Raw genomic sequence first — 17,007 nt, forward strand, 5'->3', positions numbered from 1 at the left:
TCCATCAAAATTATTCACCTAGAAATGATTTCTTGAAAAAAGCCAAATGCTTCTCTAATGTAACTGGGTCACTAAAGGAAGCACCGTCTCCTTCCATTTCATATACCTGTCCATTTTTAACGGCAGGTATATTTTTATAGGTTTCGGTTTCCTGGAATGATACATCAGCAGCTGCGTATTTACTTAAAATCACATAATCTCCTGCGTATTCAGAGAGTACTTCCGTAGAAAGAGTATAGTATCCATCCTTAGATGTCATCTCTTTTACTTTATCAGGCATTTTCAATTTCATAGCTTGGTAAAGGATTTCTGTTCCGCGTGCCCAATTATCACCGTAAACATATAAATTTTTATCAAAAGCTTCTATTACAGATACTGTTGCATCTTCACCGATTTTGGCGCGAATCTCTTCTCCAGCTTCCGTAGCACGTGTTTGGAAGTCTTCAACCCAGTCCTCTGCTTCTTTCTCTTTACCTAATAGTTTTCCGATTTCCACATGTTGAGCTAAGAAATCCAATTTGCCCCAAGTATAGGTTACAGTAGGAGCAATCTCCTTTAATTTATCAACGTTTTTAACAGTAGATAACGCAATAATGAGATCAGGATTTAATTCAATGATTTTTTCTAGATTATCTTCTGAAACTTCGGCAACATCCTTTAATTCCTTTTCAAAGGTAGGGTTTGTTTTAGACCAAACGTCAACACCAACTAAATTCACATCCAGTTCAATCACGTTCCCAGTAAATCCTGAAAGCATGACGACACGCTTCGGATCTGTTGGTACTTCGACTGGCCCTGTTTCTGATTCATATGTAAATGTTTTTGGCGCTTCTTCTTTTTTTGTATCATTTTCCTTCTCTGTAGATGAACTATTGCTACATGCACTAATAATTAACACTGAGAGCAGCATAAACGGGAATATCCATTTTTTCATGTTTAGGTTCTCCTTTTAATAAGTTATAAGTAAGGCACATTGGTTTATTTGTTCGTGGATCTCTCCCAATTTGAGCATCTATATGGAAGACTTTTCTGAGCACTGCGGGAGTAATCACTTCCTCGCAGGACCCTGCTTTTACAACTCGGCCATCTTTTAAGGCAATCATATAATCAGCAAAACGTGCTGCCTGGTTTAAGTCATGCAGTACCATCACAATGGTACGGTCTTGTTCTTGATTCAGTTTTTGTAAAAGCTCTAACACCTCTAATTGATGAGCCATATCTAAGTAGGTGGTTGGCTCGTCGAGAAAGATAATTTCTGTCTCCTGGGCTAGTGCCATGGCAATCCAAACACGTTGGCGCTGACCGCCTGATAAGGCATCTACCGGACGAAACTTGTAATCTATCGTTCCAGTAACCTCAAGTGCCCAATCAATTACCTCATAATCTTTTTTAGTTAAACGACCAAATCCCTTTTGATAAGGAAATCTTCCATAGGAAACAAGTTCACCGACTGTAAGTCCGCTTGCACTTTCTGGTGACTGAGGAAGGATGGCCATTTTTTGTGCAAGAATCTTTGTATTATTACTTGAGATACTTTTCCCATCCAAAACGACGTCTCCTGATTGATGAGATATAATGCGTGTAATGGCTTTCAATAAAGTTGATTTCCCACACCCATTAGAACCAATGATTGTCGTTATTTTCCGATCAGGTATTTCTACACTGAGATCCTTTACAATTAATTCTTCCCCGTACCCAATGTTCAAACGATCTGTATAGAGGCGATTCATAGTAAACCTCCTTAAAAGGATATATAGTCCTATTTAATTGATAATGATTATCAATTTCGTAGTTAAATATAATTTCTTTTCCTACTTTTGTCAATCTATTTTTTCAGAAATTACCGAATTATTATTTACCTCAAGAAACACCGACTTCATCTTATAGATAAAAATAGATAAAAAAAGACTGCTCCCTTTTTTTAGCCATAGGAAACAATCTTTAAAATTCACCTTTTTATGTATGTATGAACTTTTTATAGTATATAGGGCTGTTAAACTGTCAATTCTAAAAGATTACCTTATAATCCAGGCATTCGTGTTAGAAAGCTTATGTGACTGCTGATTATACTGAACATTAATCTTGGACTCTCTGATTGTATGGTAATCTAAATAATTCATTGCGAGAGGTAATAAAAGTTAAACAGTATGCTATTACTATTAATTTTATGTTTTTTTCTCAAAAATCCCCTTAGCACAGTATTCTATGATTTCTCTTCTTCTAATAATTCCAATAAAAATGCCTGCGTCATCAATTACAGGGACAAAATTCTGCTCCATTACCCTTAAAAGAATACTTTCCATATTAGCATCAATATGAATCGGTTCATTATAACGCTTTGGTCTTATGTCCTTCAGTTTCGTTTTATGGGTGTTTTCAAATGATAAGTCAGGGGTGTTTTTCATTTTCCAGAGTAAGTCCCCCTCTGTTAAGGTACCAACATATCTCCCTTGGTTATCGATAATGGGGACTGCAGAGTATTTGTGAAACTCCATTTTTTCCAACGCTTGTCTCATCGTGGACTCATATTTAACGAATGCTACTTCTCTTTTCGGGATTAGAAAAAAGGCTATATTCACCATTTACCCCCTCATCAATGATTCATTATATACTTCCTGCTCTACTTTAGAATGCCCGACCGACTTGTTTATATGCTTTTCTAAATGTGACGGTTAACTTAGTCCCTTCTTTTTATCAGGTTTTTGATCCGCAATAATTAATACATCTAAATGACGGACTAAACGCAATAGCTTTTGGACAACCGAACCTCTTACGGCTTCCTCCATTCGTGTCCGTGTCGATTGTCCGATAAACACTTGAGTGGCCTCTTTGTCATTTAAGCGTTCTACCAATTGTTCAACAACTTTCCTTCGATGGGATGTTTCATACATTTCAAAAATCCCACCCAGTCTTTCGGTTAAAAACTGCAAGTTCTTTATTTTGGACTGCTCTTCGTCTGTTAGAACAGAATGCTCCTTTACATATCCCACATACCAGTTAGCCTTTAACCGATAAGCAGTCCGAAAACCACGTCGGATTAAACGCTCACTGTTCCCGCGTAAATTTACACAAACAAAGATGACCTCTTGTTTTCGCCACGGTCCTCTTAAAGTACGATTACGTTCTAATAATTCTAGTCTCTCATCAACATCATCAGCCACTTCACGAAGTGCGAGTTCTCTTAATGCGATTAAATTATACGTTTTAAAAAAATGATTCAGTGCCTGTTCAACTTTTTCCTTTGCGTATATATTCCCCTCCAGCATACGTTGCTGAAGCTCCTTTGGAGAAATATCAATAAGCTCAATCTCATCTGCCATTCGGAGAACTTGATCCGGTACTGTTTCCCGTACCCGCACTCCTGTAATTTGTTCAATACTGTCATTTAAACTTTCTAAATGTTGAATGTTCATGGTTGAGATGACCGAAATCCCTGATTTTATAATCTCTTCCACATCTTCATAACGTTTTTTATAATTGCTGCCTGGTACATTGGTATGAGCCAATTCATCAACTAGTACCACCTCGGGATTTCTCTTTATAATGGCATCTACATCCATTTCTTCAATCACAACATTTTTATAGTTAATTTTCATTCGTGGCATCATTTCCAAGCTTCCGACTTGATCAAGTGTTTCTTTCCTACCATGTGTTTCAAGCAAACCAATTACGACATCTATCCCGTTTTTCTTCAACTCATTAGCCTCACGCAGCATCGTATACGTCTTCCCGACACCTGGAGCTGCCCCAATATAAACCTTTAATTGTCCACGCTTCATTTTACCAATCCGTTCTTCCACTTCTCGATTTGATAAGCGACGGTATGGATTGATTTTATTTTCGTCTCCCAATTTAGCAGGTATTACTCTTTTCCCGCTTTTATCTGTTCGGTCAGCTACAACCAAGATATCTATGTTTTGCGTACTTCGCAGAATTTTATTAATGACCGAGCCGTTTATGATTTCTTCCAGACGGCTTCTTTTAGAATGACCTATTACAATTTTGGTGATTTTCTTGTCAGTTGCATAGGTGACGATTTCCTCGGCTGCATCCGTTCGAGCAATTGAGAATTCCTCAAATTCACCTCCGACTTTATGAACTAACTTTTTAATAGATCTTCTAAAGGTTTGCTCTTCCTTTGAAAGCTTTCTATCCGGTGAAAGGAAACATACGACTAATAGCTCACCACCCATACGTTTGGCAACTTGTTGTCCTCTACGTACTAAAATTGAGCCATTCCAGTGATATTGAACGGTAACAAGAATTCTCTCCGATGCTCCGGATGGCCCTATCAATCCTTGCTGTTCTCGATATTCATCCAGTTCGTCATTTACTTCACCTGCTAAATGGCGTAAGGCAAGCTCGCGTAATACTGCCAAATTTGCTCGTTTAAATAATTTCTCTTCTAATACCCGGTCTATGTTGCCACCCTGTAAACGATGAAGAATTTGGTCAGGCGTTACATCCAAAAGCTTAACCTCATCTGCCATCGCAAGGGTGTCATCCGGCACACAATGATCCACCTGTACTTTAATGCCTAACAGTTTTTCAACAATCTCTCGAACTCCACTTAATTCGTAAATATTCATCGTTGTAATTACGCTAATATTGTGGTTCATTAGCTCTATTACATCTTCAAGTCTTGTCTTATGCGGCGCATCTGAGCGATTGCGATGTGACAAGATATCAACAAGAACAACTTCTGGATTTCTTTCTTTAATGGCTTCAATATCTAAATCCTGTTTTACTTTTCCGTTCTCCACCCATTCAATTGGTCGAATCGTCTCCAAATCCCCGATTTGTTCAATTGTTTTAGGACGATTGGATGGACTGATCATTCCAATCACAACATCAATCGATTTCTTCTTCAATACATTCCCATCCAATAACATATGATAGGTCTTTCCCGATCCAGAAACCGCCCCGAGAATAATTTTCAGCCTTCCTCGTTTCACTTCATAAATTGATTGTAAAAATTCTTCGGGAGTTTTTCTGCGAAATTCGACCATGCTTTCACCCCTCTCTTTCTACAGACAAGAAAAGGAGAGCTGGTATACGATACTCTCCCTTTCTCCTTTCTTCCTTATTTCAATCTATCAAGCTCCATATTTAGCTGTAATACATTTACCCGCGGTTCTCCTAAAATCCCATATTGCCTTCCTTCCGTATTTTTTATAATAAGGGACTCTAATTGCTCTTCACTTATGTCCCTGACATCAGCAATTCTCGGTACTTGAATCTTTGCTGCCATCGGTGAAATATGCGGATCCAAACCTGAACCTGAATTTGTTAAAAGATCTGCCGGAATATCATCTTTTTGCACATCAGGGTTATTTTCTAAAAATGCCTTTATATCGTTTTTAGTCCGCTCAATCATCTCCACATTAGAAGGTGCATAATTTCCCGATCCAGATCCAGAAGCATTATATTCAATAGAAGATACGCGACTCATGAAGTATTTCGGATCTTTAAAACTTTGCCCAATCAAGTCAGAACCTACCACACCCCCGTCTTTAGCTTCGATCACACTGCCATCGGCTTTAGCTGGGAAAATCAGCTGTGAAATCCCTGTCATAGCCAAAGGATAAATGATCCCGCATATAAGAAGAAGTATCAGACTTACCCTCAAATTTTTCAACATGTATACGTCACCTTTACTTTATTAGTTATTTTTAAACAAGATTCATGACCACAAGCAAAGTATCGATTACCTTAATACCGATAAACGGAGCAATGATCCCCCCGAACCCAAAAATCATGAGGTTACGATTTAATAGTTTTGTAGAACTCATCGGCACATATTTAACACCTTTCATTGCCAATGGTATAAGCAATGGGATGATAATTGCGTTAAAGATGAGTGCGGATAGAATCGCGCTTTGCGGTGTATTCAGATTCATAATATTTAGTGCCCCTATTTGCGGAATCGCCACCATAAACATAGCTGGGATAATCGCAAAGTATTTCGCAACATCATTAGCAATACTGAACGTAGTCAAAGCACCTCTTGTCATTAACAGTTGCTTACCGATGGCTACTACTTCAATGATCTTCGTTGGGTCAGAATCTAAGTCAACCATGTTCGCCGCCTCTTTTGCCGCAATCGTTCCGCTATTCATCGCAAGGCCAACATCAGCCTGCGCGAGTGCCGGTGCATCATTCGTTCCGTCTCCTGTCATCGCCACCAGCTTTCCTTCGGCTTGTTCCTTTTTAATAACGGAAATCTTATCTTCAGGTTTTGCCTCAGAGATAAAATCATCCACCCCCGCCTCACGAGCGATCGTTTCGGCGGTCAGTGGGTTATCCCCTGTGCACATGACCGTTTTTATCCCCATTTTTCGTAATTCGTCAAATCGTTCTTTCATTCCCGGTTTGACAGTATCTTTTAGATATATTAAGCCAAGAATTTTATTACCTTCTGCTACAGCAAGCGGTGTGCCACCTTCCATAGCGATTGTTTTTGTTTTACTATCAAGATCCTTTGGCACAGTCCCTCCCTGGGCGGTCACATACTCTTTAATAGCATCTACGGCCCCTTTTCTAATTCTCCGTCCATCTGCAAAGTCCGTTCCGCTCATTCGTGTTTCCGCTTTAAATTCAACACCTTCGGAATCAATTTCATCTCCCTCAGCTTCTAAAACACCTAATTTTTTTGCCAGCTCAATGACCGAGCGTCCCTCAGGAGTCTCATCATGAAGAGAGCTAGCTAGTGCGGCTTTATTCAGTTTCATTTGATCTGCTTTTCCAACGGATACAAATGCTGTAGCCATCCGGTTTCCATGGGTTATCGTTCCTGTTTTATCGAGAATGATCGTATTAATATCCCCAGCTGCCTCCACCGCTTTACCTGACATAGCAATTACATTAAATTGAGTAACTCGATCCATCCCGGCGACTCCGATCGCTGAAAGCAGTCCCCCAATCGTCGTAGGAATCAAACAAACAAGTAAGGCTACCAAAGTTGCGATTGGTATAGTCACTCCAACATAGGAGGCGATTGGAACCAGCGTGGTACAAACAATTAAGAATATCAACGTTAAGCTGACGAGCAATGTATTTAATGCAATTTCATTCGGTGTTTTTTGACGCTTCGCTCCTTCAACCAGATGAATCATACGATCTAGGAAGGATTCACCCGGATCCGTAGTCACTCGAATCTTTAGCCTGTCACTAATTACTCGTGTACCACCGGTGACTGAGCTGAAATCTCCACCAGATTCTTTTATAACCGGTGCAGATTCACCCGTTATTGCTGACTCATCAACAGAGGCTACACCTTCCACAATTTCTCCATCGGCAGGAATCAATTCAGTTGCTTTGACAACAACTATATCCCCTTTTCTCAATTCTGTTGATTGGACCATTTTGGTTGATCCATCTTTCAAAAGCAATCTGGCACTTGTATCTTGTTTTGTCTTTTTCAGACTGTCAGCTTGAGCCTTTCCTCTTCCCTCTGCTAAGGATTCCGCAAAGTTAGCGAATAGGATGGTTAGAAGTAAGATTGCACTTACACTCCCGTTGTAAATTGAACTCGCTCCCCCTCCAAACAGGGTGGGGAAAATAGTCAGGATTAGGGTGATAACAAACCCAACCTCTACTACAAACATGACTGGATTTTTAGCCATCAGACGCGGGTCCAGCTTTTTAAAAGCATCTATTAAAGCACGCTTGACTATAGCGTTATTAATCGCCGCTTTACGCTTTGTGTTCATTAGAATACTCCTTTACCTTCTTTTTTCTTTATTAGCGTATCGATAAATACTCCGCAATTGGTCCGAGTACGATAACTGGAAAGAATGTTAATGCCCCCACGATTAAAACAGTAGTCACCAGAAGAACGATGAATGTGGTGTTATCTGATTTAAACGTACCAATCGTCTCCGGAACAGGCTTTTTATTTAATAACGATCCAGCTACTGCAAGCATGGCGATCATGGAGAAATAGCGGCCAAATAACATCACTAACCCTGTAGATATATTCCAAAATGGTGTATTATCTCCTAAGCCTTCAAATCCTGATCCATTGTTCGCTGCAGATGAAGTGAATTCATAGACGACTTGAGTGATTCCATGGAACCCTGAATTTGATATCGCTGATGACCCCATTTCTGTTGCCAGCGCAATGGCCGATGGAGCCAGAATGATTAATGGATGTATTAAAATGGTAATGGCTATTAATTTCATTTCTTTCGCTTCGATTTTACGCCCTAAAAATTCCGGTGTTCGCCCAACCATTAATCCTGCTAAAAAAACAGCAAGAATGGCATACATTAAAATATTTACGGTTCCAACACCGTCCCCGCCAAATACACAATTCAACATCATTTCTCCCAATGGAACCAACCCTCCAAGCGGAGTTAACGTATCATGCATATTGTTTACTGTGCCTGTCGTTGCAGCTGTTGTAACTGTTGTAAATAGAGCACTTTGGGCAATTCCAAACCGCACTTCCTTCCCTTCCATACTTCCATCTGATTGGGAAAGGCCGATTTCTCGAAGCGCGGGATTTCCATTTGCTTCACTAAAGTAGGCTAATGATAAGAACGCAAGAAACATAATTCCCATCGCGCTGAATAAAATCCAACCTTGCTTACGGCTTCTAGCCATATGTCCGAAAGCGATTGGCAGTGAAGCTGGCAGTAAAAACATGGATAAGATTTCAATAACGTTTGTAAGTGGTGTCGGATTCTCAAATGGATGTGCAGAGTTCACACCGAAAAATCCCCCGCCATTAGTCCCTAAATGCTTAATAGACTCCAAAGCTGCAACAGGACCACGCGCAATCTGCTGTTCAGCACCCTCCAGGGTCGTAGCTGTGATCGTCGGCTCTAATGTTTGCGGAACTCCCTGACCTACAAGCACGATTCCAACCAGGATGGAAAGCGGAATAAGAATACGTGTATGGGCACGAATTAAATCCACATAAAAGTTACCAATGCTTTTTTGCCCTGTCAGACCTCTCATAAAAGCGATACATAAAGCAATTCCTGTCGCTGGTGTGGTGAACATTAGAAAGATAATAACCATCATTTGTGATAAATAAGATAAACCTGATTCTCCGCTATAGTGTTGTAAATTAGTATTGGTTAAAAAACTCGCTACTGTATTAAAAGATAAGAACGGATCCATTGATGCAATCCCACTTGGATTTCCCGGTAAAACACCTTGTAGACGCACGATTATATAACAAATAGCAAACATTGCTATGTTACTAACCAATAGAGCCTTTGCGTATTGCTTCCATTTCATATTCCCTTGCGAAATTCCTGACAGCTTATAAATTAAGTTCTCTATTCCGCCAAATGCTCGGTCAAGCTTTGTCTCTTCCAAAGAGAAAGCACGGGCTATATAGCGCCCCATAGGTATAGTAAGCAATAAAAGAACCGCTAATACCAATGCTATTTGTATAAAATCCATTATTCTTTCCCCCATAGTGTTTTAATAAATTAATATCTCTCTGGATGAATTAAGGCATCAACTAAGTAAATCGCAAGTCCACCTACAACGATTCCTATAAAAATCATTTTTCTAACCCTCGTTCCTCAATCACATTGTCACAAAATTTGATAAATCCCCAAAATATTAGAAAAGATCCTACTGCTAATCCAATTGAAATAAGATCCACATGAACCTTCCTTTCATAAAATTGATTTTTTAATCCACAGCTAAAAGGTTAAAGGTGATTGGTTAACCAACTATATGAGCAGCTTCCAGGTTTACTTATATAAACAAGTTTGGCGCCGAGCTTCTTGTAAAACTGATAATCCCTGCTGCTTTGTGTCGCAACAATGATTTTTCTCGTACCCAATTTAGAAAAGAACGCAGTCAATTCAAAACCTTCATTGATGGAATCTGAAATAATATAAACCTTGTTATATACCAAAAGTTCCTTTTCCATTTCAATTTGGTTATCTATTCTCCTGTTTCCATTTTCCGTGTTGTAAAGAGATTTAAAATATTGCTTATAAGCAATACATCAAATGCCCTTGTTCTGAAGCTATTACTAGAAATCACTGATGTATAAAGATTGCCTTTGCCGATAATTAGCACGTTTCCCACTTTTAAATCCCCCTTGGATCTCATCGAAGGATAAGCTGTCCTTTCTATATCTCATATATGTTGATCGAATGATAGAAAGGACACCCCTTATTGCCCTTTTATCTAACTTTAGAGAAACCATTCGGATAAAATGAACTATTCATCTGGTTATTCTGGTAAACGATTGAACTAGCTCTTCTTGCATTCTCATCCTCTATTTTTGCTTTTTCTTCGAGCAGCTTAATATCCAGATAACTCATACGTAACATTTGGTTGGTTCCTCCTTGTTTTTTGTTAAATTTTACCATTAAAAAAGCACAAAAAAGCCCTCTGTATTACACAGTGGGCTTTAAACCAAAGGTAATACCTTCTCTCTTAACGCTTACGAGGTTAGCTGTCGGATTCGGGCCAAAAGAGTAGCCCTACCTGTTAAGGATTCACCCCAAGTGACATTGTCACAAAAGTGGTTCCCCCGCTCTTTAAAAAGACTCAGCGATTTAAGATATTAACGTATTAAATTGTTAAAATTCAAAAAAGACCACAGAGGTCTACCCTGTGGTCGAATAACTTCTTCGACTCCCCAGTTACACCATCCTCTCCCTTAACGCTTACGAGGTTAGCTGTCGGATTCGGGCCAAAAGAGTAGCCCTACCTTGTTAAGGATTCACCCCAAGTGACAAGAGTCACAAAAGTGGTTCCCCCGCTCTTTAAAGATTCAGCGATTAAGAATGATTTAATTATGAGAGTAATACTACTCCGGTATTTTCCAGTTGTAAAGAGTGTTGAAACCTCAAATTCTTCTGAAAACGTAAAAAAAATAGTTAAAAATAACCATTTCGATAGACAAATGATACGAAATCTTTAAATTACTCACTTATTCACTGTTTTATTGAGAATTAAATTTTATTTTTTATGATTTTAACGAGATAAAAAGGTGTTTCCTTATGACTCATTGTCTAGTCCGAACCCGTTTTCTGTATCAAATCAAATATTCTAATTTAACAAAAAATGACAATCTATCCAGTAAACCTAGGAAAAAGTGTCTAAAGATATTAAAACGGGTAAATAAGCCATATTAAAGAAAATTGGGAGGTATAGAATGGGAGATTATGTGATTAACGAATATGAAAACGAACAACAAGCGGCAGATGCTATTGAGGAGTTTAAAAAGGAAGGCTATACTACTGATGAAATATCTGTGATTGCTAACCAAGCAAATGATTTATCGAAGATGTCGCAGGAAGTAAAAACGTCTACTATGGATGGAGCTATTGCGGGAGCTGCTACCGGAGGGGCACTCGGCATTGCCGGCGCACTAGCAGGATTACCGGCTGTATTGGTCCCAGGTTTGGGAGCAATTTTGGCTGCAGGTCCTGTTTTAACTATGCTCGGCGGTGCACTAGTTGGAGCCCGATCCAGTGAAGGAGGATTATTAAACTCTCTTATGAATATCGGACTATCTGAAGAGGACGCTCAACGTTACTCTAATGAAGTCCAGGATGGAAAATTCCTCGTCATACTTCATGCTAAATCTTCCTGATAATAAAAACGGCTTGATGATTCCTACTTGAATCAAGCCGTTTTATATTACCTTAGGAAGTTTAGATCTCTCAGAAACTTTATTTATATTAAAAACTTTTTACTATTTTCGATATAATTTTATTCAACTGATTTTGGTCTTTTTGCCTGTTGAAAATCAAACTGCCTCTAATCGTCCATTCTTAATAGATAGCTGTGTTTTGTAGCTTTCTTTTGGAAATATAAATGTCCATGGCATACTCACTTCATTTGGAATCACAAGCTTAGGTAAGGTAAATTCATTTTCCGCAATAACCTCTCCCTGAATTTTGTATCGTAATCTTGTGTTATTAAATGTAAGCGGCTGATCCGTGAAATTATGGACTAATACGGTCACAAGCAATGCCTCTTTGTGGTTGATGGCTTCCCGGATAGGAGAGAAAATTACACCTGTGCCGTTTAGATGCTTTGTCTCTAAAAATACTTTTTCTATATAGCTTCGGTCCTGGGCAGATAACGCTTTATCCCACGATTTTTCGAACTGCAAATGTTGCATGATTAAACACTCCTATTAGCTCATTGCTCCAAAATCCCACTATAACGAGGGATAAGTTAACCTTAACATAAAAATCCCACCTGTGTTTAACAGATGGGATTATATCATTATCCTCTAAGCATATTACGTCCGCCATTAACCGCGATGATTTGTCCGTTAATATAGCCTGAAATCCTTTTCGTGATTTCCCACTCTTATTTTCTGCCTATGGAAGATGATGTTAATTGGTTTGGTCCGAACCTCGCTTAAAAAGGATGCTAGGCCTAATTGACCTCGCACTCTCTTTCTGTCATTACACCATAATGCTTACGCCTGTAAACACTAAGTACAATTCCTATTAAAAACGCATTCAAAATCGTCGACATCCAGCCATAGCTGATAAACGGTAAGTAGATTGTCATAATCGGGACAAACCCGAATATCATCGCAATATTATAGAAAAATTGTAAAGAAAACAGGGCCAGAGCTCCGATAACAAGTAACTTTCCATATCTATTGCGTGCTCCTATCGCAATATACCCCATTCGAATCACAAATAATAGGAGAATAATCAGAACTGCCACGGTGACAACATACCCGAAATGAGAGGTCAGACCCGCCAATGCATAATCGGAATATGTTCCTGGAAGAACATTACCCTGGCCAGCAGAGCTTCCATACCATTTTGCTTCGGTCATCAGCTCCCTTAGTTGCACATACATATACCCTGAACCATCTGCATACTTCTCGGGATTTATATAGGCTGCTATCCGCTCATTCTGATAACCTTTTAAAGAAGGCAAAACGGCTACCAACCCAATTATGAATGCTGTAATCGTACTTGCGGTTATAAATAATGCAGTTTTCTTACTTAAATGGCTCCACCATAACATAATCAAAACTGTCATTCCATAGATAAATGAGATTGCTAGATCTGGAACCATTAAGAAAAGATAAAAGGAGTAGATAAACAAAAGAAAAAGCTGCCAAACTTTCAATTTCTTATTCTGAAAAAATTGAGCCCAAGCCAGGAAAAAGAACGGCAATGCAATCCAACAATTGAATGAACCAAGCATTGGTATACCAAAATAAGATTCCCCATTGATTGTATAAGACGGAATTAGCCGTAACCCATAGAGTATAGCTACACCAACCAGATAAAAGGCCCAACCCCATCTTTGCAGCTTCCGATAGTCAAAGTACATAATCCCAATTGCCAGCGCTATGCCTAGCAGACCAAAAATCACTCTATTCCGCATAAATGAATCCTGTATTTCCACTTGTGACGAATCCATTGATAAAATCGGGAGAAATCCAAGCATCATCACTGCTGCTAACAGGGAAAGAAGCAGCCAATCCACTTTCGGTCGGTATAGCTTGTTCATCTTCTCACCAAGCTTATACGGATCTCCCATTTGCTTAATCGCCTTCTCCTGTGCCTCCGTAGCCGACAGCCCTTTCCCCAGCCAATATTCCTTTGCTTCCTTAAGATGATAATTCAATTCTTTTTCAACACTTACCTTCGCTTCCTTTGAGCGAATTTGCCCGATAACTTCTCCCAAAAAGCGTTCTCTATCATTGACCATTCTGATCACCTCTCCGCCTGTCCTCTCAAGGTAAGACTAGCTAGCCATACTCGTTCATCAGACTTTTCAAGCGCACGTCTCCCCTTGTCGGTCAGCTGATACTTTTTTTCTCCTGATGATCCCCATGAAGCCGTAATGATTCCCGCTAGCTCCTGTTCATGCAAAAACGCATATATAGAACCTTCCTGGTCCTCATACTTTCTTATGCCTCTTACTGCAAGAAGCCTTGTTAATTCAAAGCCTGTCCTTTCCTTTAAAAGAAGCTGGAGGAGGTTAATGAACATATCCTGCTCGCTGAATGATTCTTTTGCGATGGACTTATGAATGCGCTTTTTCATAATTTCTGAGAAATCTAGCTCCCGCATGCAAGTTTCCTTCATAGCCTTTTTAAGACCCTTCAACCGTTCTTCCATTCGCTATATCCCTCCCAACTATCCTTTAAAAGTGTCTTCGCCCTGCGGAGTCTCGTTTTCACTGTATTGTTATTAATATATAGTACCTGCGCCATTTCACGAATGGGCATCTCCTCAAAATAATGAAGATAGATGACTTCCCGATATTTAATCGGCAGATGCATAACAGAATGCACCAGACGTTCTTCTTCATCTTGCCGAATAACCGCTTGTTCAGTGCTATGCCCACTTTCACCAGAATAAATGTATTCATCACTTGAGAGGAAGACATGGTTTTTGTACCAGCTTTTCAAATAATCCTTGCAATGATTAATAGCTATTCTCCACAACCATGTCCTAATTTTTGATTTCCCCTTATATGTATGAAGGGATTGATAGCATTTTACAAAGATATCTTGGGTAAGGTCCTCAGCAAGTTCACGATTCTTCACATAAGAATAGGAGAGTTGTAAAATTTCTTGCCCATATTGGTCCATCAGTTCGTCGATGATGATCTCCTTTTCCTCAATAACGAGGCGTTCCATTGTTATTTCATCCACTATTTCTCCCCCTTCCTAAATATTGACGAGGCTATTCCGTTTCCGGTTTTAATTTTTTAAAATAAAGTTTCTTTCAGTTACTCAGGTTTCGGAGAGTCTGTCGGTCTCATTAATAATTTTGAGATAAATCCGTTTACAAACAATACCAATAGCAATACTGATTACTTGTCAATAATTAATAGAAATTACAGATATATAGATTTCAAATACTATATACATATATTACCATCTATAATAAATGTCTTTGGGAGATTAGTAACATTTTTATTGTTCATATAAATGGTTCCAAATTGCTCTGGTATATTAATTGTCATAAAATTAAGTATACTTATAAAAATTGGGGTGAATGAGATGAAAGCAGGAGTTTATCATGGCTTAAATGATGTACGAGTTGAAGAGTTACCAATGCCAACAATCGGACCGAAGGATGTATTATTGCGTACATTGCGTTGTGGTATTTGCGGTACAGATATAAATATTGTAAAAGCTGGTGCCGGAAATATGGGCATCCGTTATGAAAAAGAATTTGGGCATGAATTTTTCGGTGAAGTCGCAGAGGTTGGTTCAGAGGTAAAGGACATTCAAGTTGGAATGCGCGTTGGGGTGAATCCGATTACCGCTAAACGAGTTGGTAAGGCACTTTCTTGTGAAGCAGGCGGATTTTCTCAATTTGTGGTCATCGAAGATGCAGCCTTAAATCATAACTTATACACTTTCTCAGATGAAGTAACACCTGAAGAAGCGGCATTAATGGAGCCTATGAGCGTTGGTTTTCATGGTGCTTTCTCAACTAACCCTAAACCAGGTGAACATATCGTAGTACTTGGTGCTGGTCCAATTGGATTATCAGCTGCCGCTGGCTTGATCGGAGAAGGTATTAAAGATGTGGTTGTAGTAGATATCAATGATTGGCGTTTAGCTAAAGCTCAAGAATTAGGTGCGAAAACAATCAATACCACTAAACAGGATCTAGCCACAACACTTGTTGAATATTTCGGCACAGCTGAATACTATGGTTTTCCACTTCCAAATGTGGATGCTTTTATTGATGCTGCCGGTGCTCCTCCATTATTTGAACAAGCATTCAAAATGGCAAAACCTGATGCTCGTTTTGCCATTGTTGCCGTGTACAAACAAGACGTACCAGTAAGTTTCTCGGATATTATGAGTAAAGAAGTAAAAATTATTGGTGCAAGCGGATATACACATGAAGATATCGTACGTGTTGTTGATCATATTGAGAAGAAAAAAACACCAATCGCAACAATGGTAACGCAAGTCTATAAATTAGACGACCTTTCAAAGGCTTTTGACACAGCTATCGCTGCCAATGAAACGATTAAAGTTGTTGTAGATCTTACTGATTAATAATTCATCGTGCATTAAAGACACTAAAGACTCTTTAATATTATAAAAATTACAATCGACATTTTTATGTTAATAACTTAAAAAGAAGTCCCTTAAAAGTGCGTAGCTTTTGAGAGGCTTCTTTGTAATTTTTATTACGTTAACGTAAGATCATGTTGTAGCCATGAATATTTTGCGCTCATTCTTCTCGCAGATTTCTTCTTTATACCTTCTCCAATAATCTAGTGGTTTGAATATATGTTTTTTAAGAGTATCTTCCACTCGTTCCATCTCTTTATTCTCAATTATAGAAAGTATATTTCTATGTTCAGCAATCATCTGTTCAAAATGATGTTGGCTAAAGTTAATCATTCGGTGATAATCCATATTCATACGTGAAATTGCTTTCCAAGTATTATCCCTATGATGGCCTCGGAAGATAATCGAATGAAAGCCATCATCTAATTCATTAAATTGTCTAGTCATCTTTTTTGGACTCAGTGTGTTTTGTTGAATCAACAGTATTTCTTGAAGATCAAGATTTCTCCTTAACTGATCAACATTCTCTTCAGAAAAATAATTACATGCTGATTTTAAATATTTCTTTTCTAAGTCAAACCACATAAACGACGCTTCTTCAACCAATTCCAAATTTATTCTTGAAACATATGACCCAACTTGTGGAATAACATCTACAAGATGCTCTTGATGTAGTTTCCATAACGCACTTTTTATAGGCGTACTTGATACTTTTAATGCCTCAGTCAGTTCTCCAACACTTAATAACTGTCCAGGCAGTAATTCTAATGATAATATCCCTTCTTTAATTGCTCTATACGAGTAGTTATTATTATTCTCACCTGGTAACCTTGATAACATTTTCACCATACTTAGTCTCACTCCTATTAGAGAAAACACTGCTAGTCTCTGTTCAAAGCTTTATATAAGTAAAGAAGATAGTTAAATTCCGTCTAACTATCTTCTTACCTAGGGTAGAAATGAAATGATGATTTAAATTACATAATCTAAAA

17 protein-coding genes and 2 riboswitches are annotated in these 17,007 nt (G+C 38.7%); of the genes, 2 read left to right on the top strand and 15 right to left on the bottom strand.

What is annotated here, in order from left to right; all coding sequences use genetic code 11:
• Positions 1-10 precede the first annotated feature (10 nt).
• The 10 genes from AC4D4A_RS16045 to AC4D4A_RS16090 all read right to left on the bottom strand — a co-directional run bounded on the left by AC4D4A_RS16045 (position 11) and on the right by AC4D4A_RS16090 (position 10,307).
• Positions 11-934, bottom strand: a complete 924-nt coding sequence (locus AC4D4A_RS16045; protein ID WP_490996812.1) for an iron-hydroxamate ABC transporter substrate-binding protein — start codon at positions 932-934, stop codon at positions 11-13.
• Positions 885-1,730: an ABC transporter ATP-binding protein gene (locus AC4D4A_RS16050; RefSeq protein WP_490996813.1), complete on the bottom strand. Its 846-nt coding sequence runs from the start codon at positions 1,728-1,730 to the stop codon at positions 885-887. Before AC4D4A_RS16050 ends, AC4D4A_RS16045 begins: the two co-directional genes overlap by 50 nt.
• Positions 1,731-2,165: 435 nt before the next feature.
• A complete protein-coding gene (locus AC4D4A_RS16055; RefSeq protein ID WP_490996814.1) occupies positions 2,166-2,579 on the bottom strand; it encodes a CBS domain-containing protein in 414 nt (137 codons plus the stop codon).
• 93 nt (positions 2,580-2,672) lie between these two features.
• Positions 2,673-5,009 (bottom strand): universal stress protein, encoded by a 2,337-nt coding sequence (locus tag AC4D4A_RS16060; protein WP_490996815.1) that lies wholly within the window; start codon positions 5,007-5,009, stop codon positions 2,673-2,675.
• Positions 5,010-5,083: 74 nt separating this feature from the next.
• Complete coding sequence (kdpC, locus tag AC4D4A_RS16065) at positions 5,084-5,641, bottom strand: potassium-transporting ATPase subunit KdpC (RefSeq protein WP_490996816.1); 558 nt, start codon at positions 5,639-5,641, stop codon at positions 5,084-5,086.
• Positions 5,642-5,672: 31 nt separating this feature from the next.
• Positions 5,673-7,712 carry a potassium-transporting ATPase subunit KdpB gene (gene kdpB / locus AC4D4A_RS16070; RefSeq protein WP_490996817.1) on the bottom strand — a complete coding sequence of 680 codons (2,040 nt, stop codon included), beginning with the start codon at positions 7,710-7,712 and terminating at the stop codon, positions 5,673-5,675.
• A 31-nt stretch (positions 7,713-7,743) separates the two neighbouring features.
• Positions 7,744-9,417, bottom strand: a complete 1,674-nt coding sequence (gene kdpA / locus AC4D4A_RS16075) for a potassium-transporting ATPase subunit KdpA (RefSeq protein ID WP_490996818.1) — start codon at positions 9,415-9,417, stop codon at positions 7,744-7,746.
• A 29-nt stretch (positions 9,418-9,446) separates the two neighbouring features.
• A complete protein-coding gene (locus tag AC4D4A_RS16080; protein ID WP_077248205.1) occupies positions 9,447-9,524 on the bottom strand; it encodes a potassium-transporting ATPase subunit F in 78 nt (25 codons plus the stop codon).
• Positions 9,525-9,912: 388 nt separating this feature from the next.
• Positions 9,913-10,059 carry a hypothetical protein gene (locus AC4D4A_RS16085; RefSeq protein WP_490996819.1) on the bottom strand — a complete coding sequence of 49 codons (147 nt, stop codon included), beginning with the start codon at positions 10,057-10,059 and terminating at the stop codon, positions 9,913-9,915.
• A 98-nt stretch (positions 10,060-10,157) separates the two neighbouring features.
• Positions 10,158-10,307: a hypothetical protein gene (locus AC4D4A_RS16090; RefSeq protein WP_490996820.1), complete on the bottom strand. Its 150-nt coding sequence runs from the start codon at positions 10,305-10,307 to the stop codon at positions 10,158-10,160.
• Positions 10,308-10,403: 96 nt separating this feature from the next.
• Positions 10,404-10,543: riboswitch (cyclic di-AMP (ydaO/yuaA leader) on the bottom strand.
• An 84-nt stretch (positions 10,544-10,627) separates the two neighbouring features.
• Positions 10,628-10,769, bottom strand: a riboswitch (cyclic di-AMP (ydaO/yuaA leader).
• 368 nt (positions 10,770-11,137) lie between these two features.
• On the opposite strand from AC4D4A_RS16090, the gene AC4D4A_RS16095 reads away from it, so the two are divergent.
• A complete protein-coding gene (locus AC4D4A_RS16095) occupies positions 11,138-11,578 on the top strand; it encodes a general stress protein (protein ID WP_490996821.1) in 441 nt (146 codons plus the stop codon).
• Positions 11,579-11,734: 156 nt separating this feature from the next.
• On the opposite strand, the gene AC4D4A_RS16100 is transcribed toward AC4D4A_RS16095, so the two are convergent.
• The 4 genes from AC4D4A_RS16100 to AC4D4A_RS16115 form a co-directional block, all read right to left on the bottom strand.
• Positions 11,735-12,112: an SLAP domain-containing protein gene (locus AC4D4A_RS16100; RefSeq protein ID WP_490996822.1), complete on the bottom strand. Its 378-nt coding sequence runs from the start codon at positions 12,110-12,112 to the stop codon at positions 11,735-11,737.
• Between the two features lie 263 nt (positions 12,113-12,375).
• Positions 12,376-13,677 (bottom strand): FtsW/RodA/SpoVE family cell cycle protein, encoded by a 1,302-nt coding sequence (locus AC4D4A_RS16105; RefSeq protein WP_490996823.1) that lies wholly within the window; start codon positions 13,675-13,677, stop codon positions 12,376-12,378.
• Positions 13,678-13,682: 5 nt separating this feature from the next.
• Positions 13,683-14,090: a PadR family transcriptional regulator gene (locus AC4D4A_RS16110; protein WP_490996824.1), complete on the bottom strand. Its 408-nt coding sequence runs from the start codon at positions 14,088-14,090 to the stop codon at positions 13,683-13,685.
• On the bottom strand, positions 14,075-14,629 hold the full coding sequence (locus AC4D4A_RS16115) for a sigma-70 family RNA polymerase sigma factor (RefSeq protein WP_148631264.1): 555 nt from the start codon (positions 14,627-14,629) through the stop codon (positions 14,075-14,077). The genes AC4D4A_RS16110 and AC4D4A_RS16115 overlap by 16 nt, the downstream gene beginning before the upstream one ends.
• A 351-nt stretch (positions 14,630-14,980) precedes the next feature.
• Between AC4D4A_RS16115 and AC4D4A_RS16120 the strand changes: the two genes are divergently transcribed.
• Complete coding sequence (locus tag AC4D4A_RS16120; RefSeq protein WP_066109935.1) at positions 14,981-15,997, top strand: zinc-dependent alcohol dehydrogenase; 1,017 nt, start codon at positions 14,981-14,983, stop codon at positions 15,995-15,997.
• Positions 15,998-16,147: 150 nt separating this feature from the next.
• Here the strand turns inward: AC4D4A_RS16120 and AC4D4A_RS16125 are convergent, their stop codons facing one another.
• Positions 16,148-16,864 carry a GntR family transcriptional regulator gene (locus AC4D4A_RS16125; protein ID WP_066109938.1) on the bottom strand — a complete coding sequence of 239 codons (717 nt, stop codon included), beginning with the start codon at positions 16,862-16,864 and terminating at the stop codon, positions 16,148-16,150.
• Between the last annotated feature and the right edge of the window lie 143 nt (positions 16,865-17,007).

Source organism: Pradoshia sp. Z5_111, from assembly GCF_058267535.1.